The sequence below is a fragment of the Caminibacter pacificus genome (assembly GCF_003752135.1).
GTDB classification, from domain to species: domain Bacteria; phylum Campylobacterota; class Campylobacteria; order Campylobacterales; family Nautiliaceae; genus Caminibacter; species Caminibacter pacificus.
In genome coordinates this window covers 196,193-219,797 of the sequence record NZ_RJVK01000002.1, presented here as the reverse complement: position 1 = coordinate 219,797, position 23,605 = coordinate 196,193, and the positions used below count along the sequence as shown (strand labels likewise).

24 protein-coding genes are annotated in these 23,605 nt (G+C 34.0%); 7 read left to right on the top strand and 17 right to left on the bottom strand.

Annotation, left to right across the window (positions count from 1 at the left end):
- Positions 1–8 precede the first annotated feature (8 nt).
- A complete protein-coding gene (gene fliS / locus EDC58_RS04860) occupies positions 9–380 on the top strand; it encodes a flagellar export chaperone FliS (RefSeq protein WP_123352387.1) in 372 nt (123 codons plus the stop codon).
- Between the two features lie 9 nt (positions 381–389).
- On the top strand, positions 390–644 hold the full coding sequence (locus EDC58_RS04855) for a hypothetical protein (RefSeq protein ID WP_123352386.1): 255 nt from the start codon (positions 390–392) through the stop codon (positions 642–644).
- 2 nt (positions 645–646) lie between these two features.
- Here the strand turns inward: EDC58_RS04855 and EDC58_RS04850 are convergent, their stop codons facing one another.
- The 4 genes from EDC58_RS04850 to EDC58_RS04835 all read right to left on the bottom strand — a co-directional run bounded on the left by EDC58_RS04850 (position 647) and on the right by EDC58_RS04835 (position 4,749).
- Complete coding sequence (locus EDC58_RS04850; RefSeq protein ID WP_123352385.1) at positions 647–1,387, bottom strand: 4-(cytidine 5'-diphospho)-2-C-methyl-D-erythritol kinase; 741 nt, start codon at positions 1,385–1,387, stop codon at positions 647–649.
- A complete protein-coding gene (gene csrA / locus EDC58_RS04845; protein WP_123352384.1) occupies positions 1,377–1,610 on the bottom strand; it encodes a carbon storage regulator CsrA in 234 nt (77 codons plus the stop codon). The genes EDC58_RS04850 and csrA overlap by 11 nt, the downstream gene beginning before the upstream one ends.
- Positions 1,604–2,431 (bottom strand): pseudouridine synthase family protein, encoded by an 828-nt coding sequence (locus tag EDC58_RS04840; RefSeq protein WP_123352383.1) that lies wholly within the window; start codon positions 2,429–2,431, stop codon positions 1,604–1,606. The genes csrA and EDC58_RS04840 overlap by 7 nt, the downstream gene beginning before the upstream one ends.
- Positions 2,432–2,757: 326 nt before the next feature.
- On the bottom strand, positions 2,758–4,749 hold the full coding sequence (locus EDC58_RS04835; protein ID WP_123352382.1) for an ATP-dependent helicase: 1,992 nt from the start codon (positions 4,747–4,749) through the stop codon (positions 2,758–2,760).
- 95 nt (positions 4,750–4,844) lie between these two features.
- On the opposite strand from EDC58_RS04835, the gene EDC58_RS04830 reads away from it, so the two are divergent.
- The gene (locus EDC58_RS04830) at positions 4,845–5,714 is read left to right on the top strand and encodes a LysR family transcriptional regulator (protein WP_123352381.1); all 870 of its coding nucleotides are present in this window, start codon (positions 4,845–4,847) and stop codon (positions 5,712–5,714) included.
- Here EDC58_RS04830 and EDC58_RS04825 read toward each other — a convergent pair.
- From EDC58_RS04825 to EDC58_RS04815, 3 genes are read right to left on the bottom strand one after another with little or no spacing between them, the layout of a single operon-like run.
- Positions 5,711–6,130 carry a hypothetical protein gene (locus EDC58_RS04825; protein WP_123352380.1) on the bottom strand — a complete coding sequence of 140 codons (420 nt, stop codon included), beginning with the start codon at positions 6,128–6,130 and terminating at the stop codon, positions 5,711–5,713. The genes EDC58_RS04830 and EDC58_RS04825 overlap by 4 nt on opposite strands.
- On the bottom strand, positions 6,120–7,853 hold the full coding sequence (locus tag EDC58_RS04820; protein WP_420836388.1) for a M3 family oligoendopeptidase: 1,734 nt from the start codon (positions 7,851–7,853) through the stop codon (positions 6,120–6,122). The genes EDC58_RS04825 and EDC58_RS04820 overlap by 11 nt, the downstream gene beginning before the upstream one ends.
- Before the next feature lie 9 nt (positions 7,854–7,862).
- Positions 7,863–8,444, bottom strand: coding sequence for an aminotransferase class IV (locus tag EDC58_RS04815; protein ID WP_123352378.1), 582 nt, complete (start codon positions 8,442–8,444; stop codon positions 7,863–7,865).
- A gap of 92 nt (positions 8,445–8,536) precedes the next feature.
- Between EDC58_RS04815 and glnA the strand changes: the two genes are divergently transcribed.
- Positions 8,537–10,003, top strand: coding sequence for a type I glutamate--ammonia ligase (gene glnA / locus EDC58_RS04810; protein ID WP_123352377.1), 1,467 nt, complete (start codon positions 8,537–8,539; stop codon positions 10,001–10,003).
- A 51-nt stretch (positions 10,004–10,054) separates the two neighbouring features.
- On the top strand, positions 10,055–11,233 hold the full coding sequence (locus EDC58_RS04805; protein WP_123352376.1) for a diguanylate cyclase: 1,179 nt from the start codon (positions 10,055–10,057) through the stop codon (positions 11,231–11,233).
- On the opposite strand, the gene EDC58_RS04800 is transcribed toward EDC58_RS04805, so the two are convergent.
- The 3 genes from EDC58_RS04800 to cmoB all read right to left on the bottom strand — a co-directional run bounded on the left by EDC58_RS04800 (position 11,234) and on the right by cmoB (position 14,027).
- The gene (locus EDC58_RS04800) at positions 11,234–12,136 is read right to left on the bottom strand and encodes an aminodeoxychorismate synthase component I (protein ID WP_123352375.1); all 903 of its coding nucleotides are present in this window, start codon (positions 12,134–12,136) and stop codon (positions 11,234–11,236) included.
- On the bottom strand, positions 12,136–13,008 hold the full coding sequence (locus EDC58_RS04795) for an aspartate carbamoyltransferase catalytic subunit (protein ID WP_123352374.1): 873 nt from the start codon (positions 13,006–13,008) through the stop codon (positions 12,136–12,138). Before EDC58_RS04795 ends, EDC58_RS04800 begins: the two co-directional genes overlap by 1 nt.
- 137 nt (positions 13,009–13,145) lie before the next feature.
- The gene (cmoB, locus tag EDC58_RS04790) at positions 13,146–14,027 is read right to left on the bottom strand and encodes a tRNA 5-methoxyuridine(34)/uridine 5-oxyacetic acid(34) synthase CmoB (RefSeq protein ID WP_123352373.1); all 882 of its coding nucleotides are present in this window, start codon (positions 14,025–14,027) and stop codon (positions 13,146–13,148) included.
- A gap of 234 nt (positions 14,028–14,261) precedes the next feature.
- Here cmoB and EDC58_RS04780 point away from each other — a divergent pair, with 234 nt between their 5' ends.
- On the top strand, positions 14,262–15,443 hold the full coding sequence (locus EDC58_RS04780; protein ID WP_123352371.1) for a M20/M25/M40 family metallo-hydrolase: 1,182 nt from the start codon (positions 14,262–14,264) through the stop codon (positions 15,441–15,443).
- Positions 15,436–16,071, top strand: a complete 636-nt coding sequence (locus tag EDC58_RS04775) for a carbonic anhydrase (protein ID WP_123352370.1) — start codon at positions 15,436–15,438, stop codon at positions 16,069–16,071. The genes EDC58_RS04780 and EDC58_RS04775 overlap by 8 nt, the downstream gene beginning before the upstream one ends.
- Here the strand turns inward: EDC58_RS04775 and EDC58_RS04770 are convergent.
- The 7 genes from EDC58_RS04770 to pyrH are packed head-to-tail and all read right to left on the bottom strand — an operon-like array spanning position 16,068 to position 23,592.
- Positions 16,068–16,934, bottom strand: coding sequence for an AEC family transporter (locus EDC58_RS04770; RefSeq protein WP_123352369.1), 867 nt, complete (start codon positions 16,932–16,934; stop codon positions 16,068–16,070). The genes EDC58_RS04775 and EDC58_RS04770 overlap by 4 nt on opposite strands.
- Positions 16,935–18,248: an N-acetylmuramoyl-L-alanine amidase gene (locus tag EDC58_RS04765; protein ID WP_123352368.1), complete on the bottom strand. Its 1,314-nt coding sequence runs from the start codon at positions 18,246–18,248 to the stop codon at positions 16,935–16,937. It abuts the gene before it with no gap.
- Positions 18,245–19,330, bottom strand: a complete 1,086-nt coding sequence (locus EDC58_RS04760) for a nitronate monooxygenase (protein ID WP_123352367.1) — start codon at positions 19,328–19,330, stop codon at positions 18,245–18,247. Before EDC58_RS04760 ends, EDC58_RS04765 begins: the two co-directional genes overlap by 4 nt.
- The gene (gene tyrS / locus EDC58_RS04755; RefSeq protein ID WP_123352366.1) at positions 19,330–20,553 is read right to left on the bottom strand and encodes a tyrosine--tRNA ligase; all 1,224 of its coding nucleotides are present in this window, start codon (positions 20,551–20,553) and stop codon (positions 19,330–19,332) included. Before tyrS ends, EDC58_RS04760 begins: the two co-directional genes overlap by 1 nt.
- A complete protein-coding gene (locus EDC58_RS04750) occupies positions 20,546–22,666 on the bottom strand; it encodes a RelA/SpoT family protein (protein ID WP_123352365.1) in 2,121 nt (706 codons plus the stop codon). The genes tyrS and EDC58_RS04750 overlap by 8 nt, the downstream gene beginning before the upstream one ends.
- Positions 22,663–22,866 (bottom strand): DNA-directed RNA polymerase subunit omega, encoded by a 204-nt coding sequence (locus EDC58_RS04745; protein WP_123352364.1) that lies wholly within the window; start codon positions 22,864–22,866, stop codon positions 22,663–22,665. Before EDC58_RS04745 ends, EDC58_RS04750 begins: the two co-directional genes overlap by 4 nt.
- Positions 22,867–23,592, bottom strand: coding sequence for a UMP kinase (gene pyrH, locus EDC58_RS04740; RefSeq protein WP_123352363.1), 726 nt, complete (start codon positions 23,590–23,592; stop codon positions 22,867–22,869).
- Positions 23,593–23,605: the final 13 nt, after the last annotated feature.

Here is a 23,605-nt window from a genome sequence, read left to right as displayed (position 1 = left end):
GATAACCGATGACGTATAATAAAGCACTTAATAGTTATAATCAAATTAATAATAGTATCGAAAAACCTGAAAAACTTATTTTAATGCTTTATGAAGGAGCTTTGAGATTTGCGGTTTTTGCAAAAAAAGCGATTCAAGAGGGAAATATCGAGGATAAGGTGAAGTATATTATTAAAGTATCGAATATATTTATCGAACTTATAAATTCGCTCGATTTTGAAAAAGGCGGGGATATAGCTTATTATCTAAACGGGTTGTATGCTTATCAGCTTGAACTTCTTGCAAAAGCGAATGCGGAAAATAAGCCCGAATATATTGATGATGTGATTAGGGTTTTGAAAGGTTTAATCGAAGCTTGGAAAGAAGAGACGGGATTATAAGGAAAAAAAATGGAAAAATTTACACTGAACGAAATAAAAATAGCCGTAATTAATAAAGATTTGAAAAAATTAGAGGAGTTATCAAGAATGACTCCCGCTTTTTCAAGTGAAAATGAAGCAAAAGAGCTTATCTATTTTATAAACGAAGCTACTAAAATTTTAGAAGAAGAAAAGAGAAAACTCTCATTAGAAATGAAAGAGATAAAAAAATTGAAAAATTTTTATAATCAAAATAGTAGTTGTGCTTTTGATTATCAGGGGTAGGGTTATTTTTTTAGATTAAAAAAGCTGCTGCCGCTACCCGAAAAATAACCCAAATGTTGGTATTTATATAAATCCGGATATAGCATAAGAGCCGGTTTTAATAGGTCGTTAAGCTCTGCGGGTTTATAGTTTTGAAGAAGCTCAAGGGTTTCTTTTTTATCAAAATCGGTATCTTGAGGATTGAAAAAGTTCATTCTATATGCATTATAAACGTCTTTTGTAGAACACTCTATCGGAGGTGTGAATACTTCCAAATCGAGTGCTTTTTCGTCTCTAACTTCTACGATGTCACCTCTGCCGTAAACATCCGCAACTTCGGCATCGGTTATGAAAAACGGCACGTCGCTTCCTATTTTTTTGCCTATTTCCATTAATTCTTTAGTATCCAAATTAAGACCGCTTTTTTCATTAACAAGTCTCAAAAAAGCTGCAGCGTCGCTGCTTCCGCCGCCAAGTCCCGCCATTTCAGGGATATTTTTGTGGATTCTTATCTCTTTTCCTATGAACCATTTTTTGATATCCGGATATGCGGTTGTGAGTTCAACATAAGCTTTAAAAACGGTGTTTTCTCTAAGTACGCAGTTAATATCTCCTACTATATTGAATTTTTCGGCTTCTACTATTTCTATTTCGTCATATAAATCTTTTACTTTCATAAATCTCGATTTTATAAGGTGATACATTCCGTCGTGACCGACGATTTTTAAAAAAATATTCACCTTCGCATGCGCTTTAATTTTCATTCATAGCCTTTGAAAAATCTTTTAATTTATCCAAATCTATCTCTTTGTTTGCTTTAATATTCTCTTTTTTAATCTCATCAATCAATTCGCTTCTTAAGATTTGCACATCTCTTGGTGCTTCGATACCGATTTTGACCTGGTTTTTTTCAATAGAGACGATAACGATTTCTATATCATCTCCGATTTTTATTCTTTGGTCTTCTTTTCTGCTTATTACTAACATAGCCCAATCCTATTTAAAATATATTTTACATTCTCCCCGATTTCGATAATAGCAAAATAGTTATCATATTTTACATAATAAATTCCGCTTTTTTGAATTTCGAAATCTTTTATATCAAGTTTTTTTCCCAGAATCAAATTTTTAGGGTCGTTTAAATAAAAATTTTGAGGTATTTTTAAAAATTCAAGAGGGTTTAATGGTTTTTCGCACTCGTATTGAAATTTTCCTTCTTTTGTTCTTTCAAGATAAGTTAAAGCTCCCTCAAAACCCAACTTTTTAGCAATATCATATCCCAAAGTTCTTATAAACGTACCTTCACTTACACTTGCTTGAAATGTTATAAAAGGGTGAGAATAGTTTATAAGTTTGATATCAAAAATCTCTATTTCTATTTCTTTATCTAAAAAGTCCTTTTCATCGTCGAGTTTGTATGCTCTAACGCCGTTTATTTTTTTTGCGCTGTATTTGGGAGGAAGTTGTTTTTGTTTTCCTAAAAAAGAGTTTAAAACCTCTTTTATTTTTTCTTCGTCAATTTTTTCTACGCTTTTAATCGTTTCTATTTTTTCTATATCAAGACTCGGAGAATAAGCTCCCAACATCAATGTTGCTATGTAAGTTTTCGGAGTTTTGTCTAAAAATCTGAAAAGTTTGGTGTATTGACCGCTTGCAATAATCAAATTTCCGCAAGCAAATGGGTCAAGGGTACCGGAAAATCCCATTTTTTTAATTCCGTATTTTTTCTTTAGAGTGTTTAAAAATTTGTTTGAACTTATAAACATCGGCTTTCTCGCTACAAAAAGCCTGTTTTGACAATCCTGCATCTATTCCCTTTTTTGTTTTTGTATATCTTTATCTGTCACAATTTTTCGAATTCACAATATCACAATTTCACCACATATCTTCCTCATCTTTTTCCCATCTCTACCTCTTTTTCACCATTCCACCATATTTATCCTAAAATTAACCACCCTCAACAAAAGAGCAAATTTCGACCACTACAAAAAAGCTAAAAAGCCCGGACCGCTTCGCGCTTGTGTGCTTTTTTTAACGCTTTTTTTTCATTGAAATTTACAATTGTTTCGAGTTGCTTAATTTTACAATTTCACAAACTCACAATTTCACTAATTCACTAATTCACCCCTTTCCTTCACACTTTCTCCACAAAATCGCTAAGTATCTCTCTAACACTTCCTCCGAAATCTATTTTTAGTTTTGTTTTATTTCCGGCTTTGTTGATACCAAGTACTCTTCCCGTTCCGAAAACTTTGTGTTTGACAAGAGAACCTGTTTTTATTGCGCTTGATTCTTTAAGCTCCACTCTTTCGCCTTTTATCAATCCGGCTTCAGTTAAAAATCTGCTTTTGTTAACGGGACTTCTTTTCCCGTGAATATATCTGCTCTCGACATATGAAAGAGTCAAATCTTTTCTCGCTCTTGTGATAGCTACATAAGCAAGGCGTCTTTCTTCTTCGATATCGGCGTCGTTTAGAGGGAAAAACCCTTCTTCCATTCCGATAACGAAAAGATGATCGAATTCAAGACCTTTGCTTGCGTGAATCGTCATAACGTTTATCATATCCATAGTGATTTTATCTTGGTCCGTTTCTAATGAAAGCTCGTTTAGAAATTCTCTGATATTCAAATCGCTTCTTTCTCTCATCATTCCGTAAAACTCTTCGATATTTCTTGCTTTGTCTTCATCTTTGTAGCTTTTTGATAGTTCGAATATCTCTTCTAAATTTTCAGGCAGTTCGTCCAATGACATTTTGCTTAATAGTTCAAGAGTATTTACGAAATCTTTTAATGTTTTTGCAGCTTTTTTGCTAATAATTGAGAGGTCGTTTTCTTTTATGTATTCGATAAAACTTTTATCTCCTTTTGCTTCTTCTATTTTTGCGATAGTCGCTTTTCCTATTCCTCTTCTGGGTTTATTTACGACTCTTTTAAAAGAGTAATCGTCGTGAGGATTAACAAGAAGTCTTAAATAGCTAATTAAGTCTTTTATCTCTTCTCTTTCGTAGAATTTCATACCGCCGACGAGCTTGTAAGGTATGCCGTAATTTCTAAGTCCGTCTTCAATAGAGCGGGAAAGGGCGTTTATTCTGTAAAGTACTGCGATTTCTTTCGGGTCTACTCCTTGGTTTATCAAATCTCTGATTTTTTTGGCTATCATTTCCGCTTCGGCGATTTCGTTGTAGTTTCTCAAAATTTCTATATCTTTTCCGTCGCCTCTTGCGGAGATTAATTTTTTGCCGTATCTGTTTTTGTTGAAACTTATCAGGTTGTTTGCGGCGTTGAGTATTTGATTTGTCGAGCGGTAGTTGATTTCAAGTTTTATCACTTTTGCATTGAAGTCTTTTTCGAAATCGAGTATGTTTTTGTGGTTTGCGCCTCTAAAGCCGTATATCGATTGGTCATCGTCACCTACGACGCAGATGTTGTTGTGATTTTTACATAATCTTTTTAAAAGCAGTAATTGAATTTCGTTGGTATCTTGATATTCATCGACCATAATGTATTGGTATTTGTCGCTTATCTCATCCGCCAAGTCGTCATTTTCGTTTAAAATTTTGTATGTTAGCAACAAAAGGTCGTCAAAATCTACGAGATTGTTTTCAAGCAGGTAGTTTTGGTATTTTTCGTAAATATGAGCCAAATTTTTATATACGCTATCCGTTGCTAAAGCGTAAACTTCATCAGGAGTTAAAAACGAATTTTTATATTTGCTAATCTCTTTTGAGATAAAATTAGGAGGCAAGTCGCTTGAGATTTGTTTTATTATTTTTCTTTGGTCGTCGCTGTCGATGATTACGAAATTGTTGTCTCTATTTATAAGATGAATGTATAGTTTTAAAAACATAAGACCGAATTTGTGAAACGTCGATAGTAAAGGAGGGTGAGGGATGTTTTGCCCTTCGAGCAGACTAAGAGCCCTCTCTCTCATTTCGTTTGCCGCTTTGTTGGTGAAAGTGAGTGTCAAGGTGTTTGCCGGGTCTATTCCTAACGATAAAAGATAAGCGAGTCTTGTCGTAATAGTTTTTGTTTTACCGCTTCCGGCTCCTGCTAAAATCAAAAGAGCGCCGTCGATATGAGTTGCGGCTTCTTTTTGGACATCATTTAATTCGTCTAAAAACTTCATACTACCTTCTTTTTATTTTAATTATAACAAAAAAAATTTTGCAAAAAGTTATAAGTTTTAGTTATAATTACTATAAAAAATATTTGAGGGTGAAAATGGTTATAAAGTATTTAGATAAAATATATACTTTTTTGGTGATTAATAAAGAAGCTTCGTTTTCAAAAGCGAGTAAAATTTTGGGGATTTCTCAGCCTGCCGTTACTCAGCAGATAAGAATTTTGGAAAATTTTTTGGGAGTTACGCTTTTTGAACGTAAAAAAAACGGAGTTATTCTCACAAAAGACGGGCAAAATTTTTTGACTATTGCAAAAGAGTTTGAAAAATTTTTAGAGGATTTCGAAAATAAAATAGACAAATTCAAAAACTTGGATTCTCCGTTTTTAATAGGAGCTTCTCCGACTGTAGGTAATTACAATTTGCCTGAATGTATAAAATATTATAAAACCCTCATTAATAAAGAAATCAATCTTATTATCAAAAGCAACGACGCTTTGTTCGAAGATGTTGCAAATTCGGCGATTGATATGGCTTTCGTAACCAAAAAGAAAAAAAACGGACTTAATTACGTAGAGTGGATAGAAGACGAGCTTGTGGTCTTTTCCAATAAGCCGCTTCCGTCTACTATAGAGCTTGAAGATTTGAAAAATTATAAAATGATTTGTCGTGAGCCGAACTCTTCTACAAGAGAATTCATTAAAAACGTTTTTGAAGCGCAAGAATTCGAGTGTGATACTTTAAATATTATAAGTTTGGTGCATAATTCGACAGCTTTAAAATATACGGTTATGAATGCAAATGACCAAGTCGTTTCTATAATTTCTAAAATGGTAATCAAAGAAGAGCTTAGAGATAAAAAACTTTTTGCCGCAAAAATTAAAGGAATGAATCTAAAAAGAAAAACGTATGTCGTTTATAAAGAAAAAACGAAAGATATCGAAGCTATTTTGAATTTTATTAAATCTTAATCCAAAAGCTTCTTATTTCGAGGATTGAGAGCAAAAGGGTTTTTCGGTTTTTCTTCTTTAGGTTTTGGAATACTTGCCGAAACGTTTATAAAAAGAGGCGTGTCGTTTTGAGAGATTTGAAGTATGGTCTCAATCGGCACGCTTACTACACTTCCGAAATTCTCTTCCCCGAATCCCGCTTCGAATACCAACTTTTCACCTTCGAAATGAGCGGTTGAGAGAGTGTAATTGGCTAGAGAAAAAATAATTACGTCTTTAAATTGGCTTGAGATGTGTTTTGGAAGAGAAGGGTTAAAGTCGATATCTCTGTAAGCGCAGAGGATATCGAATTCTTCTTGTTTTTGCAAAAGAAAACTTAATATCTCTTTTGCGTGTTTTTCTTTTAAGTTTCTAAATTCCAAATCTTCAAATATCATCGCATAATCCTTTGAATTCGCTTAGCATTTCTCTAATAACGGCAATACCTTTTTCCCAGAAGTTTTCATTTTCGATATCTAAGCCGAAAAGCTCTTTTAGTTGTTTTTTAGGAGGTATGCTTCCGCCTTGTTTTAGGAACTCTATATATTTTTCTTCGAAGTTTTCAAAGCCTTCTTTATATAGTTTATAAAGCGTGAATACTAAAAGCTGCGCGTAAGCGTAAGAGTAACAATAAAACGGAGAGTGTATGAAATGAGGAATATAACTCCACCAAATTTTGTAGTTTTCGGTCAAAATTACGCTGTCTTTAAACATTTTTTGATTTTCTTCCATCCATATTTTATTGTAATCTTCAGGTTTTAGCTCGTCGAATTTATGAACTTTTCTCTCAAAATTGGTAAATACTATTTGTCTGAATACGGTAGCGAATACGTCTTCTAATTTTGCCGCGTATGTTTCTATGAGCTCTTTTTTATCAAGTGAGCTTTTAATCTCTTCAAACAGAAGCATTTCCGCAAAAATACTTGCGGTCTCGGCTGTGGTTAGGGGAGTGTCTTGGTTTAGGTATCCTACTTCTCTTGCAAGGTATTGATGTATTGCGTGACCTAATTCGTGAGCTAACGTAAATACGTCTCTTCTTTGGTTGGTGTAGTTTAAAAGTACGTAAGGGTGGGCTTTTGGTGTTGCGGAGTGAGAAAACGCTCCTCCTCTTTTTCCTTCTTTAGGATATACGTCTATCCATTTTTCATCAAAAGCTTTTTTAGCGATTTCATAAAACGTATTTGAAAAATTTTTAAATGCGTTTAATACTAACTCTTTTGCTTCTTCAAACGAAATTTCAGGAGTTTTATCCGTAAGTTTTATAGGTGCGTATCTGTCGTAGTCGAAGAGTTTGTCGTATCCTAAGAGTCTTTTTTTGATTTCGTAATAATCAGCTACTATAGTTGTGTTTTCGTTTACGCTATTTGCAAGCGCATCAACACTTTTTTTGCTGACTCTGTTTGATAAATGGCGAGGGTCTTCAGGGGAGTCGTAACCTCTGATTTCAATATGGTCTATTTTCCAATCTTTTTTTACTTGATTGTAAATGTAAGCCAAAAGTTCTTGATGAGGTTTTAGTCCTAAAGTTAGGCTGACCTGCGCTTTTTTTCTTACGTTTCTATCCGGTGAATAGAGTTTGCTTAAAATCTCTTCTTCGCTATATTTTTTACCTTCGAAGAAAAATCTGAGTCTGCTGAGAGTTTCGTCAAAAAGTCTTGAAAAAGCGCTTGAGCTTGTCAAATCTTTTTTCATTAAGATTTTTTCTTCTTTTTCGCTTAGTCTGTAAGGCGCTTCTTCTTGAAGATGAATCAAGTAGTATTTGTAAACTCCTGCGTTGTCGATAAATCTTTGTTGTTTATCGATAGGTAAATAGATAAATTCAAGTTCGAACCAAACGAGGTGTTCTTCCGCTTTTGTAGCGAGTTCTTGGAATTTTCCTAAGAAGTTTCCTTTTGTAGAATCCGTTGCGAAAACTAAGTATATATAAGTTAATGCTCTTCCAATATTTTCCCAAATTTCTTCGAATTCTTTCAATACGTTTAAAAACTCTTCGGGAGTTAGGGTGTAGAGTCTGTTTTTGTATTTTTTTTCAAATTCTATAGCCTTAAATTCCGCTTGTTTTAAAAACTCTTCGGCTTCGCTAATAGAGCTGAAAAGCGGTGTTAAATCCCAATTCATTATTATCCTTTTTTATTTTATTATATCATATTCGTCTATTTCAAAAAAGCCCAAAATAGCGTTAATCATGGCTATTTTTTTTAAATATTTCAAATCGCTTTTTTTTATAATCTCTTCTTTTAAAAGCCCTTTTTTTAAAAGTTCTTCTCTTTTTGTTCCTTTTAGCAGTGGGAATTTAGGAGTAATCCATTCGTTTCCCGTAAAAAATGCGAGATTCGATATCGTAGTATCGGTAACCAATTCGTTTTTTATAAGAATAAGTTCGTCGAATTTTGGGTATCTTTTTTTTAAGGTTTCGAAATTTTTTCTATTTTTTTTCTTTAAAAAATAATCAAAATCGATCTGAACGACTTTAAAAGTTTTAAATTCTCTTTTTTGAATCTTGAAAAGCTCCAAATCTCTTATTCCTTTTTGGTTATAAGTAACTCTAAGTCTGATTGATTCGTTGTATGGAAATTTATCTTTAATCGATTCCCATTCTTGTATATCGAATTTCCATTTTAGGTATTCGCAGCTTCTTTTGACTCTGTCGATGTGCAGCTCGAAATTTTGAATGTTACGATTCGTAACAAGCATCGTTTCAATTAAATCCATTTTTCCTCCACTGATTAAAATTTATACAATTTTTAAGTTTTGTTTTATCTTAGCTTAGTTATAATTATTGCAAATTTAAAAAAGGAGAGCAAATGACTGCAAAAGAATTTCTTGAACAATGTAGAGAAAACGAAATCGAATTTATTGACTTCAGATTTACTGATATTAAAGGGGTATGGCATCACGTAACTTACGATATCGATGCAATTGACGAAGAAGTGCTTGAAAACGGACTTCCGTTTGATGGTAGCTCAATTCCTGCGTGGCAACCAATTAACGAATCAGATATGGTATTAAAACCTGATTTTGAAATCGGTACTCACTTTATAGACCCTTTCACAGCCGACCCAACAATGGTAGTTTTCTGTGACGTTTACAATACTGACGGAACTCCGTATGAAAAATGTCCAAGAAGCATCGCAAAAAGAACACTTCAATATATGGCTGAGCAAGGAATCGGTGACGTTGCTTACTTCGGACCTGAAAATGAATTTTTCGTATTCGAAAACGTAGTAATCAGAGATGAAATCAACTCTCAATGTTATGAAGTTGATACAATTGAAGGTGCATGGAACGATTATATTGCCGAATTCGGTGATGAGCTTAACATCGGACACAGACCAAGAACAAAAGGTGGATATTCCCCGGTACCTCCTGTTGATAGCATGATGGACTTAAGAGCTGAAATGGTAAAAGTTCTTAAAGAAGTAGGTCTTCAAACATTCGTAGTTCACCACGAAGTTGCACAAGGTCAAGGTGAAATCGGTGTTAAATTCGGAACTCTTGTAGAAGCTGCTGATAACGTACAAAAATTAAAATACGTTGTAAAAATGGTAGCTCATCTAAACGGAAAAACAGCTACGTTTATGCCAAAACCTCTATATGGTGATAACGGAAACGGAATGCATACTCACCAATCTATCTGGAAAGACGGAAGAAATATGTTCTATGATCCAAACGGATATGCAAACTTAAGCAAAGTTGCTCTTCAATATATCGCTGGTGTATTTGAAAACGCTAACGCAGTTGCTGCGTTTACAAACGCAAGTATGAACTCTTACAAAAGACTTCAACCTGGATTTGAAGCTCCGAATATCTTAGCTTACAGCGCTAAAAACAGAAGTGCAAGCTGTAGAATTCCTTGGGGTGCAGGTGAAAAATCAGTAAGAACTGAATTCAGATTCCCTGATAGTACGGCTAATCCTTATTTAGCATTCAGTGTAATGCTTCTTGCTGGTCTATGGGGTATTAAAAACAACGCTGAAATTTACGAAGCTGCAAGAGAACCTCTAAACGAAGACCTATTCGAATTAACTCTTGATGAAATTAAAGAAAGAGGAATTAGAACTCTTCCGGCTACTCTAAGAGAAGCTATTTACGCTGTAGAAGACGAGCTTGCAAAAGAAGACAGCTTCTTAAAAGTTACTTTAAAAGACGGAAGTAGAGTATTTACTGACAACTTCCTAAAAACATACATCGATTATAAATACGAAACAGAAATTATTCCTGTTGAGGGAAGACCGCATCCATACGAATTTATTACAAGCTACTCTTGCTAATTTCTTTCTTTCCCTCTTTTTTTGTTATAATCCCTCTAAAAAGGCGGGGTGTTGAATATTCTTATTGTTGAAGATAACGCAATGTATTCTAAAATTTTGATTAATTATTTGAGTAAAAAGATACTTTTCGCTTCATTTTCCACGATTTCTTCCTTTAAAGAATTAAAAAATAATTACGATTACGATTTGTTTATTGTGGATTTCAATCTTCCGGATGCAAGCGGTGAGCAGATAAATTTTTTGCTTGAAAAAAATAAAAGCGTAATCATTATTTCGGCGAGTGATAGTAGTGAAATAAAAGAAAAATTTAATGATAAAATTGTTGATTTTTTGAAAAAAGACGACTCTTCGACTATCGAATATCTCTCTCGTCTTATTAAAAGACTTCAAAAGAATAAAAATATCAATGTTTTACTTATAGAAGACTCAAAAGCTATGAGAAATTTTCAGGCGAATATTTTAAAAAGAATTAATATAAACGTTATAACCGCAAGTGACGGAGAAGAAGGACTTGAAAAACTAAAGCAAAACGATATAGATTTGCTTATTACGGATATAAATTTGCCGAAAACTGACGGTATCGAAGTAATTAAAAGAGTGAGAAAAGAGAAATCTATCGAAGAGTTTCCTATTTTAGCCGTCTCTTCAAATCATGACAATACCTCCTCAAGAGCGTTAAAAAAAGGTGCGAACGATTTTATAACCAAACCTTTTGAAAAAGAGGAATTTATCGTTAGGGTCAATAATCTTCTTGAAATGTTCGAATCGATTAAAAAATACAAAAAAGAAGTAATGACCGACCCTTTAACGGGAGCTTACAATAGACTATATCTTCAAACGAAACTTGATGGTCTTTTCAAAATATATGAAACAAAAAGCATTGCAATGCTTGATATCGACTTTTTCAAACAGATAAACGACACTTACGGGCATCAATGCGGTGATGAAGTTCTTCAAACGTTTGTAAAAGTTATAAAAAATACGATTAGAAGAGGGGATATTACGATTAGGTACGGCGGTGAAGAATTTTTGATTTTTATGCCTAATGTAAATAAAAAAGAAGCTTTAATAGTGGTAACAAAAATAAGAATAGCACTAAAAGATTACGATTTTACATTTTCCGCAGGAATTGCGGATGAGGGTGAGACGCTTGCTGAAATGATAAAAATTGCCGATGAGAGACTTTATAAAGCTAAAGAAAGCGGAAGAAATAGGGTGATTATCCAATAATCAAATCGGAATATAGACTTTATTTATCAGCTCTTCATACTCTTTTTTTATGTTACTATCGATAGTAATTCCCCCACCGCTTTTGTAAATAAAGTCGTCATTTTTTTCAACGTATCTTATGATTACTGCGCTATCTAAGAATGTTTTTTCATCAGTTATGCCGAAAATTCCGGTATAAAAACCTCTGTCGTAATTTTCGACTCTTTTTATTATTTCAACCGTCTTTTTTTTAGGCGTACCCGTAACTGAGCCTGCCGGAAGCATTTTTAAAATAAGCTCAAGCCAATTTTCATGCCAATTTTTAGGAAGAGTCGCTTCTATTTCACTGCTAACTTGCAGTAATTCCTTATCTCCGGCTTTAATTTTATCTATGAATCTAAATTTATTTACTTTTACTTCTCTTGCAATTATTCCCAAATCGTTTCTTAATAAATCCACAACCATCGTATGTTCGGCCATTTCTTTTTCATTGTTTAAAATTAAAGTTTTCGCTTCAGGAATAGAAGCGTCAATCGTACCTTTCATAGGGTAGGTGTATATTTTGTCATTTTGTATTTTTACGAACCTCTCGGGTGAGAAACAGACGAATTTGTCTTTGAATAAGAGTTTGAATTTCGCTTTTGAGTGATTGTAGATATCAAGCAAAGTATAATTGGTTTTTATTTTTGTAGGGAATGTTAAATTTAAAAGATAGGTGTTTCCTTTTTCTATTTCTCTTATTACTTCGCTAAAAGCTTTTTGATATCTCTCAAAAGAAATAGGCTCTTTTTTTAAAATAAGCTTTTTTTTAGGAGTTTTCGGTGCGCTAAGAGTTAAAGCGGGAAAAGAAAAATAGATATCCTTTAATTTCGAGATATCTTCGATAAAAATGTTTCCGTTAAAATCTATTAAAAAAAACTTCATTACCCGATTAGATATTTTAAGATTCCGGCTCTAACGGCCACGCCGTTTTTTACTTGCGTTAAAACAAGACATCTTTCATCTTCCAAAACTTCATCCGCAATGTCTATGTTTCTGTGGACCGGCCCCGGGTGCATTATGATAATATCTTTATCTTTTATAAGGTCTTTTGTTATTTTGAAGTTAGTTGCATAATCGTTTAGAGAAGCGAAAGTTGCGTTTGCGTGTCTTTCCGTTTGAGTTCTTAGACTTATTACAGCGTCGGCTTGGTCGATGGCTTCTTTTAGGTTGTGGGTTGTCGGCAAGTGGGTTTTTGGTAAAAACTGAGGAGGACCTACGAGAATTACTTTTGCTCCGAATCTTGTGAAAAGCTCTATGTCGCTGTTTGCTACTCTGCTGTTTCTTATATCTCCTACTATCGCTATAGTTTTGTCTTCCAAACTTCCCCATTTTTGAAGAAGTGTGAATAAATCAAGAAGTCCTTGAGTCGGGTGTTGGTGTGCTCCGTCTCCTGCGTTTATGATAGAACAATTGACGTATTTCGATAATATTTTAGGAACTCCCGCGCGGTTATGACGTACTACAATCGCATCAGGACCCATAGCGTCAAGATTTGCGGCGGTATCAAAAAGAGTTTCTCCTTTTGCAGTAGAGCTTCTTGCTACGTCAAGATTAACTACGTCGGCTGAGAGTCTAAGAGCGGCTATTTCAAAAGAGCTTCTCGTTCTTGTAGAGTTTTCAAAAAAGATATTAATAATAAGCTTACCTTTTAAATCATCTCTTTTTTTCTCGTCAAGATACTCTTTTGCATATGAGAAGATTCGTAATATCTCCTCTTTGCTTAAATCTTTAGTATGGGTTAAATGTTTTGACATTTAAGTCCTTTTTTGTATAATTTTACTAAATATAATAAAAAAGGAGAAGAAATGAGCTTTGGAATTATTATCGCATCAGGGTTTATAACAACATTTGCATTTATCGCATTAGTATATTACTATATGGTAAAAGCGGCTTAATTTTTAAGTTTTAGATAAACTCTTAGAGGCGGTTCGTACCCCTCTATCGTTTTTGTCTGCTCTTTATTTAAGAAACTATCCAAACTTTCACCTTCAATCCATTCCGTTTTACGTTGTTCGTTTGTTGTGGTATATCTTTTGCCTATAAATTCAATATCGCTGAATTTCGCTCTTTCGCACCAATTGTAAAGAGTTTTTAGAGTAGGGATAAAATAGACGTTTTTCATTTTTGCGTATCTCATCGGAGAGAGTGCTACTTCTTCGTTTCCTTCTATCATTAACGTATCAAGAATTACTTCACCGCCTCTATTTAAGCCGGCTTTTAGCTCTTTTAGCATATCAATCGGGTCTTTTCTATGGTACAAAACTCCCATACAAAATATAACGTCGAATTTTTTTTCGTAATACGGCACATGTTCTACACCTAAAAGCTTATATTCGATATCGCTTTTTAAGAATTTATTTATAAAATCGAATTGAAGATTAAAAAGGGCGCTCGGGTCGAATCCCGTAATGCTTTTAGGATTCATCTCAAGCATTCTGAACATATAATATCCATTGTTACATCCGACATCCAAAACGTCTTTGTTTTCGAGGTCTAAAAAAGGTATAAGAGTATTCCATTTTATATAGCTTCTCCATTCGCTGTCTATAAAAAGGTCGTTTATTTTAAAAGGACCTTTTCTCCAAGGTTTTAACATTTTTGCAATTTTTTCTATTTGAGGCATTAAAGATTCTTGAGTTTTTATTTCTATTGCGTCTTTTATGCTAAAAGAAGCCTCTTTTACTTCCAATTTATCAAGTTCTTCCTTAATAGGAGCTATATTTTTCCACGAAAACCATTTTTGGCGTTCTTTTAATATTTCATTTATATTCATTTCATTCCTTAATTACATTGTAGGCATAAAGGCGGTTTTCTTTTTTTGTGAAATTTTATGTCTTCTTTGCATTTTTTATAATACACCCCGTACATATCGTAATTTTCTTCACATTGAGGGTAATATTTAAAAGAAATTCCTTGTTTGCTTACACAACCTATAAAAAAAAGTGGTATTATAACTAATAGGTATTTCACTCTCAAACCTTTTTTAAAATTATATCAAAGGAAAATCATGAGAGAAGTAATTGAAATCTTCAAAAGAATAACGAAAATTCCTCATTGTAGCGGGAACACCGAAGAGCTTAAGAATTTTATAATCGATTTTGCTAAAAATTACGGATACCGGTGCGAGGTGGATAGTGCCGGGAATATTTTGGCAAAGAAAAATACTCCGATTTTAGCTCTTCAATCTCATTACGATATGGTTTGTGTAGGAAAAGCGCCTGATATTGAGATAATAGAAGAAGACGGATGGTTAAGGGCAAAAGATTCTTCTTTGGGTGCGGATAACGGAATGGGTGTTGCTATGATGCTTTATTTTATGAAAAAATATGACAATTTGGAGCTTTTATTTACAAACGACGAAGAGATTGGATTGATTGGAGCATTTAATTTGGACCTTTTAATAGAGTCTCCTTATTTGCTTAATCTCGATAGCGAAGATGAAAATATCTATATCGGCTGTGCCGGGGGAGTTGACGGAAAAATAGCATATCCTATAAAAAAGGTGAAAAAAAGAGGTTTTTTTGCCGAAATGGAAATAAAAGGACTTCCTGGGGGTCATAGTGGAGTGGATATTCATAAAAATATTCCCAATGCAATAAAAGAACTTGCCGAAAGAATAGAAATTGTGAGCGAATTTGTTGGAGGAGAGAGAAGAAACTCTATTGCGGCAAACGCAAGAGCAAAAGTTTTTTATGAAAACGATTACGCGGATGAGGTGGAAGTGTTTAACGAAGGGTATATAAACTTCATAAACTCTTTACCTCATGGAGTGCTTGAATATGATTTTGAATTTGACGTAGTTAGCAAATCTATAAATCTTGCGATTATCAATAACGATGAAATTATCCTGTCTCTAAGAGCAAATTCAAACGAAAAACTTCAAGAAGTAAAAGATTACCTGAAATTAAAAGCTCCGAATGTAGAGTTTGAGGGTGAATATCCCGCTTGGAAACCTGAAATTACAAAATTGGCGGAAATATTAAGAGAGCTTATGAATACGAGATATAAAGTAATACACGCCGGACTTGAGTGTGCGGTTTTGAAAGATAAGTTTCCGAATGTTTCTATGGCTTCAATCGGTCCGATAATCGAAAATCCTCATTCCGTTAATGAAAGAGTGAAAATCGAAAGTGTTGAGAAAATTGTTAGCGTCGTTGAAAATTTGATTGAAAGGTTAAACAATGGCTGAAAAATTATTTCACGGGGTTATTCATTTTAAGACTGAAGATTTCGAAAAAAACAAAGAGTTTTTTCAAGGGTTAAAAGAAGGTCAAAAACCTCATACTTTTTATGTTGGGTGTAGTGATAGCAGGATAGTTCCGAATCTTATAACCAAAACGCTTCCGGGTGAGCTTTTTGTAGTGAGAAACATCGCAAATATTATTCCTCCTTACGATTTAAATGACGGAACTTATAAATGTACGGCTTCGATACTCGAATATGCCGTTAAATACCTCGAAGTTGATAATATTCTTGTGTGCGGTCATAGCAACTGCGGGGGATTAAAAGCACTCTTTTATCCGCCTGAAAAGCTTGAAAAACTGCCTCTTGTTAAAAAGTGGCTCGAGTTAATAGATGATGTAAAAGAGTCGGTAATTCATATTGAAGATGAAAAATTAAGAGAGTGGGAAGTTGAGCAACTAAACGTAGTAAAACAGCTTGATAATTTGCTTACATATCCATTTGTAAAAGAGAGGGTCGATAGCGGAAAATTAAAACTTATCGGGTGGTATTATATTATCGAAACGGGTGATGTTTATAATTACAATTTTGAAAAAGAAGAATTTGAGCTTATTACAAAGGAGACGGAGTTTTAAATTATTTTCGTAAATATCGGAATCCAAATAAAACTCAAAAGAATTCCAAGACTCATTACACTTATTAATATCTCTTCTTTTAGTTTTGCTTGAAGTCCGTAAATAACCGCTAAAGCCATGCTTGGCATGGCACTTGCTATTATCGCTATTTTAAGTGCGGAATTGATTCCCAAAAAATATTTTACAATTAAAAAAACAATAGTAGGAATAAGAAACATTTTTAAAAAATTTACCAAAAATGCGATTTTTATATTTTTAAAAAGCTTTTTAAATTCAAATCTCATGCCTATTGTTAAAATGGCAAGGAAAATTAAAGAGTCCGCCACTATTTTTAAAAAATCTACATTTAATTTTAAAGGCTTTAGTATTAAAGCAAATAAAAAAGCGTCAAAAGTCGGCGTTTTTAATAGTTTTTTGATGAAATTCAGCTCTTTTTTATCGTTTTTAGGAGATGTAAGAGAGATGATTATGCTTCCAAAAATTAGAAAAAAAAGAAAATTTGTCTGACCGTAAAATATAATATAAACTAAAAATTTTGAAGGATATAGGGCTTTTATGATAGGTATTCCGACAAAAGAAGAACTTCCGAATGAAGTTACGAGCATTAACGCGCCGGTTGAAGGTTTGTCTAATTTTAAAATCAGAGAAATCATAAGAGAAATCATTATTCCAAGCGATATACTAAGAAGCGTAATAGCGGAAATAATAAGAAGTTTTGGGGTTATTTCTAATTTTGTGATGTAATAAAAAATAAAAATAGGCATAACGATATTGGTGATTATTTCGATTATCTCTTTTGAGTAGTCACCTTTTATTTTTTTAAAGATATATCCTAATAAAAAGACGAATAAAAGACTTGCCATTTATTTGTTCTTTTTAAAATAGTTCGCAATCCCTTTTGCAATTCCTTTTGCAAGTCTTTTTTGATAGTCGCTGTTAAAAAGTCTTTTCGCTTCTATAGGGTTGGTTAGATATCCGGTTTCTATAAGAATAGCCGGCATTTGAGTACCCACAAGTACCCAAAACGGAGCCGGTCTGACTCCTCCGTCTTTAACACCTGAATACTTCGCTCTTAAACTTCTAAGCATTCCGTTTTGAATGTCGATAGCAAGTTTATTCGAATCTATTATTCTATCTCGATTAAGGAAATTGAGAATAACTCTTTGGTCTAAATAATTTAACCCTTTTATCTCTTTATTTTCAAGTCTTGCGACTTGAATCGCTCTTTCGTTTCTAGTCGGAGATAAAAAGTACGTTTCTATTCCATGAGGTGATTTTAAGTGTTTAGGAGCGATATTACAATGAATCGATACAAAAAGATCGGCGTGTTTTTCATTTGCGAAATGAGTTCTTTTTTTAAGAGGAATAAAAACGTCTCTTGAGCGGGTCATATAGACTTTGTATCCCTCTTTTTGAAGGTAGTATTTTAGATATTTTGCAATTTTCAGTACTGCTATTTTTTCATATCTGTTGCCAAGTCCGACTCCGCCTACATCTCTTCCGCCGTGTCCGGGGTCTATTACTATGATTTTTCTTTTTACTTTTTTAGGTTTTGTAGGTAAGAATAGTTTCGGTTTTGATTTTGAGTTTTCGGGGTTTAGATATGTTAGAAGAAGTTTGTTTTTTACTTCGTATTTGAATTTAAAAGGTTTGTTTGAAGAATAGACTATTCTTACGGTGTTTTTGTTGAATTGTGCTATTCTGAGTAATATATTTCCTATTTTCTTTTTATAAAATTTAGGAGTGATGGCGTCTTTTATGTCTATTACTTTTTTGTAAACGTTTTTTCTTTTTATAGTAAAAGTTTTTATGTTTGTATCGGGAATAGTGATTCTTAGGGGGTTTATGGAATGAATTTTTATATATTTCGAATAGATTGTTTTTTTTGTTTCTTTTTTGTTTGAAGAATTTGATTGTTTTGTTTTTTTTGTTTTTTGAGGATATTTTTTTAAAAGTTTATTTAGTTTCGTTTGGTATTCTCTGATATCGAAATTTAGGTATTTCCCGCACTGAATTATCTCTTTTAGTGCTTTTATTTCTTTTTGTTTATCTCCGTCAAGCAGGCTTTCGATATAGCGTTGTTGGTTTGTATAGTAGTCTTTGTATGCGGCATTATACGATGACGTATCACAAGCAAATAAAAAAACGAAAAAGAAAAGAAATATTACTTTTCTCATTCTCCGATTAACTCTTTTATAAGTTCTTCTACATGCATTAATCTGTCGGCTTTATAAGCGTACGCACCGCTAAAGTATAGTCCTAAATCTTTGTTTCCTTCGTATGCGTCCGCGAGTCTGTCTGCGATACAATATCCGACTTTTCTTGCTTCTTCACCTCTGTTACAAGGCTGTACGCAGTTTGAGATACATTTGATAATAGGACCTTCTCTTTTTTCAACTTTTTCTATTAGCGGAGTTCTTATTCCTCTTGCCGGATATCCTACCGGTGATTTCATAAGGATGATATCTTCTTTTTTTGCGTTTAAAAGAGTTTGTTTAAATTCATCACTTGCGTCACATTCATAAGTCAGTGCGAATCTCGTACCCATTTGTACGCCTTGGGCTCCAAGAGATAGGAATTTTAAGATATCTTCTCTATTCCAAATACCTCCTGCTGCGATAACCGGGATGTTTTTATCCCACTTATCTACTTCTTCTCTTACTTTCGGGATTAAATTTTCAAGCTGATTTTCTTCTTTGAAGCAATCTTCGTATTTAAAACCTTGATGTCCTCCGCTTAGAGGTCCCTCGACAATTACCGCATCAGGTAATCTTTTGTATCTTTTTTCCCATCTTTTTGCAATAACTTTAAACGCTCTATCGGTAGAAACGATAGGCACGAGCGCCACATCAGGGAAATCTTTTGTAAATTCCGGCATATCCGTAGGAAGCCCGGCACCTGTAATAATAATATCGGCTCCCGCTTCACAAGCGTCTCTAACAACTCTTCCATAGTCGTTGATAGCGTATAAAATATTTACTCCAAGAGGCGCATCACCGCAGATTTTTCTTGCGTTTTCAAATATTTTGAATAATGCATCTTTATTATAAAAGTCTTTTTCGCTAAGAGGTCTGCCTTCAACTAACTTTTTAGCGTATTTTTTGTTTTCGTAATATCCCGTACCAACCGCACTAATAACTCCTAAACCTCCGTGTTTGCTAACATTCCCGGCAAGTCTGTCCCAGCTTATTCCAAGCCCCATACCACCTTGTATGATAGGGTGTTTTATCGTATGTTTTCCTATTTTTAACGGATTCATTATTTAACCTTTACTTTTGCAAACTTTCTTTTTCCTATTTGTAGTATATACTCTTTTCCTGATTCCAACATTAAGTTTTGATCGCTTATTTTTTCTTGGTTTACTCTGACCGCTCCGCCTTTGATATGACGTCTCGCTTCGCTTTTTGAGTTTGCTAATTTCGTAGTTACAAGAGCGTCTACTACGTTCATCGGTTCAATTTCAAACTCTTGTATATCGTCCGGAATTTGTCCTTGTTTATGCACTTTATCGAAATGTTCTTTTGCTTTTAATCCGGCACCTTTTCCGTGGAATCTATCTACAATTTCGATTGCAAGCATCTCTTTTGCTATTTTAGGGTTCATTCCATCTTTTACTTTTTGTTTCAATTCTTCTATTTCTTTTAGAGATTTTTCACTCAAAAGCTCATACCAATCCCACATAAGTTCATCGGAAATAGATAATACTTTTGCAAAAATAGTATTCGGATCTTCCGTTATACCGATATAGTTTCCAAGAGATTTACTCATTTTATTTACGCCGTCAAGTCCCACAAGAAGCGGCATCATAATTACGCTTTGTTCTTTTCCTACGTTATATACTTTTTGGAGGTGTCTTCCCATTAAAAGGTTAAATTTTTGGTCAGTTCCTCCTATTTCGATATCGCTTTTTAACGCTACGCTATCATAACCTTGAAGTAGAGGATAGATAAATTCGCTGATTGCTATAGGAGTTTGGCTTTTGAATCTTTTTTCAAAATCGTCTCTTTCAAGCATTCTTGCAACCGTATAAGTTGTCGTAAGCTCTACGATTCCGGCAGCTCCGAGTTCGTTTAGCCATTTTGAGTTGAAAACCACATCGGTTAAATCTTTATCGAGAATTTTAAATACCTGTTCTTTATATGTTTTTGCGTTTTCTTGAACTTCCTCAGGGGTTAGCATTTTACGAGTTGCGCTTTTTCCCGTAGGGTCTCCTATTTGAGCCGTAAAATCACCGATTAAAAATTGCACTCTCGCTCCGTATTTTTGGAAAGTTTTTAATTTTTGAAGTAGTACGGTGTGACCTAAATGCAAATCTGGAGCAGTTGGGTCAAAGCCCGCTTTTATAGTAAATCTCTCACCTGTATGTAAATATTTATTTACTAATTTTTCTATCTCTTCAAGGCCGATAATTTCGCTTGTTCCTCTTTGAATTTCGGCCATCGCTTCACTTAGGTTAGGGTGTTTTGGTAGTTCTTTAACCATTATATGCATCCTTTATTGGTATGAATTCTATAACTCTATACTCTTTTGAGATTTTGTTTTTAATCAAATCTCTTTTTTTATCGTCAAACTCTATTTCGAGTTTGCAGTTGTTTGATTCTTTTCCTAAAGAAATCGAGTGGATGAAAATATCAAGACGCGTTAAAAAGTTTATGAATTTAGATAGTTCACCTTTTCTATTCGGCAACGAAACTACTAAAAAGTATCTGTTTTGGTCATTTTTAACCCACTCGACGAAAACTGCTTTTTGGATTTTGTTTTCGGCATTATTACAAAATCTGTGATGAATTTCAACTTCTTTTTTGTCAAGAAGCCCTACTATTTTGTCTCCGAATTTAGGATGACAGCAATAATGAAAACTTATATCCTGAATCGGCTTGTTGCTTAAAATTTTTATGTTTCCGAAAACATACTCTTTTAATTTTATGTTTTTGAAATATAAAAGGTTTCTTTTTTTAATAGTTTGATAGATTTTTTTGACGACTTCTTTTAAGAAATTTTTATCATCGACTATTTTAGGTACGCTTTCGCATAAATTATTTGCTTTGATAAGCGCTCTTATTTTGAATTTATCCAAATCGAAAATCGTACTTAAAATCGCAATTGCCACTTTTCTGTCTATTTCTAATTCTTTTTGGCGGCAAAGTCTTTTTTGTTCGTATTTGGCTTTGCTGGTTTTTAGGGCGTTTATCCAACTACATCTCGGAATACTTTTATCTCCCGTGACGATTCTTACGATATCTCCGGTTTTTAATTGATGAAGTAACGATACTTTTTCTTTATTTACATACGCTTCTACGGCTTTATTTCCTACGTCGGTATGAATCGCATATGCAAAATCAAGCGCCGTAGCTCCTCTTGGGAGAGTGAAGGTATCGAATTTAGGAGAATATACGACGATATCTTCGCTAAATAGGTCGTTTTTGGCAAGTTCGTAGAAATCTTCGACATCTTCTTCGTATTTCATATCTTTTAGCCACTCCAAATTCGGAAGGGCTGTGTTTAGTTTGTATTTCCAATGCGCGGCAATACCGAACTCTGCGTTTTTATCCATATCTTCGGTTCTTATTTGTACTTCTATAATCGAGTTTCCGTCATAAACCGTGGTGTGTATTGTTTGGTATCCGTTTTCTTTAGGAATTGCAATATAGTCTTTAAATCTACTGATTAACGGTCTGAAATTCAAATGCACAAGCCCCAAAGTTTCATAACATTCGATAGGTTTTTTTACTATTATTCTAACCGCTAAAAGGTCCAAAACCTCTTGAATCGAAATACCTTTTCTTTGCATTTTGAGGTATGTCGAATAGTAATGTTTTATTCTGCTTTTTATTTCGAATTCGTTTTCTTTAAAGCCGTTTTTTAATAGCAGTTTTTCGATTTTTTGAATGAATTCGTTAAGTCTTAATTGAAACTCTTCTTTGTGTTTTTTTATATAGTCGTCTATTTTTTTGTATTCTTCGGGAAGAAGATATTTAAAAGCCAAATCTTCAAGTATGTTTTTGATAGTGGCAATCCCGAGTCTATGGGCTATCGGGGTGTAAACCACAAGAGTTTCTTCCGCTATTCTTTTTTGTTTATGAGGAGGTAGTGCGTCAAGCGTCATCATATTATGAAGTCTGTCGCAAAGCTTGATTACGAGTACTCTTATGTCGTTGATTGACGCTAAAAGCATTTTTCTAAACGTCATTGCCGATTTTGCAAGCTTTTCGTTTGATGTGGAAGGTGCAAGTGAAGAGCCTCTTATTTCGACTATTTTTGTTAAACCTTCTACTAAATTAGCCACTTCGCTTCCGAATTCGTCTTTGATGTACCAGATTGTATATTCGGTATCTTCTACGACGTCGTGTAAAATCGCCGCGATTATTACATCTTCGCTGTCGTTGAAATAACTCGTAATCGTCGCTACTAAAATCGGATGAATTACATAATCTTCGCCACTTTTTCTTTTTTGACCTGAGTGAGCTTTTATTGCAAAATCGAGGGCTTTTCTGATTTTTGGAGTATCTACGCGAGATAAAAGAAGCTTTTTAGCTTCTTCGGTTGTTTTTATGTTTTGAATTCGTTGTAAAAGTTGTTCGAAATCTTTTTTCAAGATTCTTTAACCTTAATCAAACCTTCCGCGATTTCAAGTGTTGCGATTTCAGTTAATTGCATATTTTTTTTAGGTAAATCTATAAGAGGTTTCGCTCCGTTTAGAAGTTCGTTTACTCTTTTTGCAACGGCTTGGGCTAAAAGATATCTGTCATAATCAACTCTCTCAAGCGCTTTTGCGTTTACTTGTTCAATTCTCATTTACTTCTCCTTTACGATTGAGTATTTTGCATCAGGGTCTTTTTTTAGGATTTTTAGTAAATTTCCTTTTTTAAACATATTACATACGATAATCGGCAGTTTGTTTTCTCTTGCAAGAGCTATAGCCGTATCGTCCATTACTTTGATGTTTTCTTTTAGAGCTTCGTCGTATGAAATCTCTTTTAAAAGTTTTGCGTCTTCGTATTTTGCAGGGTCTTTGTCGTAAATTCCGTCAACTTTGGTAGCTTTTATAATTGCGCTTGCGCCTATTTCGCTGGCTCTAAGCACACCCGCCGTATCCGTAGTAAAAAACGGATTTCCGGTACCGGCTGCGAAAATTACGACTCTTCCTTTTTCGAGGTGTCTTATCGCACGTCTTACGATAAAATTTTCGGCAATTTCTTCCATTTTTATTGCGCTTTGAACTCTAACGGGAACATTCTCGTTTTCCAATGCTTCTTGCATTGCTACGGCGTTGATTACCGTTGCGAGCATTCCCATATAATCACCGCTTGTTCTTCTGATGATTCCGTCTTTTGCAGCGCTTACGCCTCTGATGAAGTTACCTCCTCCGATAACCACCGCCACTTCATATCCGGCATCGATAACCGATTTTATTTCGTCGGCAAGATATTTTAAAACCTGAGTGTCAATCCCGAATCCGTTTTCACCCGCGAGTGCTTCACCTGAAAATTTTATTAAAATCCTATTCTCTTTTCTTTTCATAAAGACGCCTTTT

Coding starts and splice junctions, on each gene's coding strand:
- glnA (WP_123352377.1), top strand. CDS start 8,537: ATGACTGCAAAAGAATTTCTTGAACAATGTAGAGAAAACGAAATCGAA.
- EDC58_RS04800 (WP_123352375.1), bottom strand. CDS start 12,136: ATGAAGTTTTTTTTAATAGATTTTAACGGAAACATTTTTATCGAAGAT.
- EDC58_RS04815 (WP_123352378.1), bottom strand. CDS start 8,444: ATGGATTTAATTGAAACGATGCTTGTTACGAATCGTAACATTCAAAAT.
- EDC58_RS04760 (WP_123352367.1), bottom strand. CDS start 19,330: ATGAATCCGTTAAAAATAGGAAAACATACGATAAAACACCCTATCATA.
- csrA (WP_123352384.1), bottom strand. CDS start 1,610: ATGTTAGTAATAAGCAGAAAAGAAGACCAAAGAATAAAAATCGGAGAT.
- fliS (WP_123352387.1), top strand. CDS start 9: ATGACGTATAATAAAGCACTTAATAGTTATAATCAAATTAATAATAGT.
- tyrS (WP_123352366.1), bottom strand. CDS start 20,553: ATGGTTAAAGAACTACCAAAACACCCTAACCTAAGTGAAGCGATGGCC.
- EDC58_RS04850 (WP_123352385.1), bottom strand. CDS start 1,387: ATGAAAATTAAAGCGCATGCGAAGGTGAATATTTTTTTAAAAATCGTC.
- EDC58_RS04825 (WP_123352380.1), bottom strand. CDS start 6,130: ATGATATTTGAAGATTTGGAATTTAGAAACTTAAAAGAAAAACACGCA.
- EDC58_RS04775 (WP_123352370.1), top strand. CDS start 15,436: ATGGCTGAAAAATTATTTCACGGGGTTATTCATTTTAAGACTGAAGAT.
- EDC58_RS04830 (WP_123352381.1), top strand. CDS start 4,845: ATGGTTATAAAGTATTTAGATAAAATATATACTTTTTTGGTGATTAAT.
- EDC58_RS04780 (WP_123352371.1), top strand. CDS start 14,262: ATGAGAGAAGTAATTGAAATCTTCAAAAGAATAACGAAAATTCCTCAT.
- EDC58_RS04840 (WP_123352383.1), bottom strand. CDS start 2,431: ATGCAGGATTGTCAAAACAGGCTTTTTGTAGCGAGAAAGCCGATGTTT.
- pyrH (WP_123352363.1), bottom strand. CDS start 23,592: ATGAAAAGAAAAGAGAATAGGATTTTAATAAAATTTTCAGGTGAAGCA.
- EDC58_RS04795 (WP_123352374.1), bottom strand. CDS start 13,008: ATGTCAAAACATTTAACCCATACTAAAGATTTAAGCAAAGAGGAGATA.
- EDC58_RS04745 (WP_123352364.1), bottom strand. CDS start 22,866: ATGAGAATTGAACAAGTAAACGCAAAAGCGCTTGAGAGAGTTGATTAT.
- cmoB (WP_123352373.1), bottom strand. CDS start 14,027: ATGAATATAAATGAAATATTAAAAGAACGCCAAAAATGGTTTTCGTGG.
- EDC58_RS04855 (WP_123352386.1), top strand. CDS start 390: ATGGAAAAATTTACACTGAACGAAATAAAAATAGCCGTAATTAATAAA.
- EDC58_RS04770 (WP_123352369.1), bottom strand. CDS start 16,934: ATGGCAAGTCTTTTATTCGTCTTTTTATTAGGATATATCTTTAAAAAA.
- EDC58_RS04835 (WP_123352382.1), bottom strand. CDS start 4,749: ATGAAGTTTTTAGACGAATTAAATGATGTCCAAAAAGAAGCCGCAACT.
- EDC58_RS04765 (WP_123352368.1), bottom strand. CDS start 18,248: ATGAGAAAAGTAATATTTCTTTTCTTTTTCGTTTTTTTATTTGCTTGT.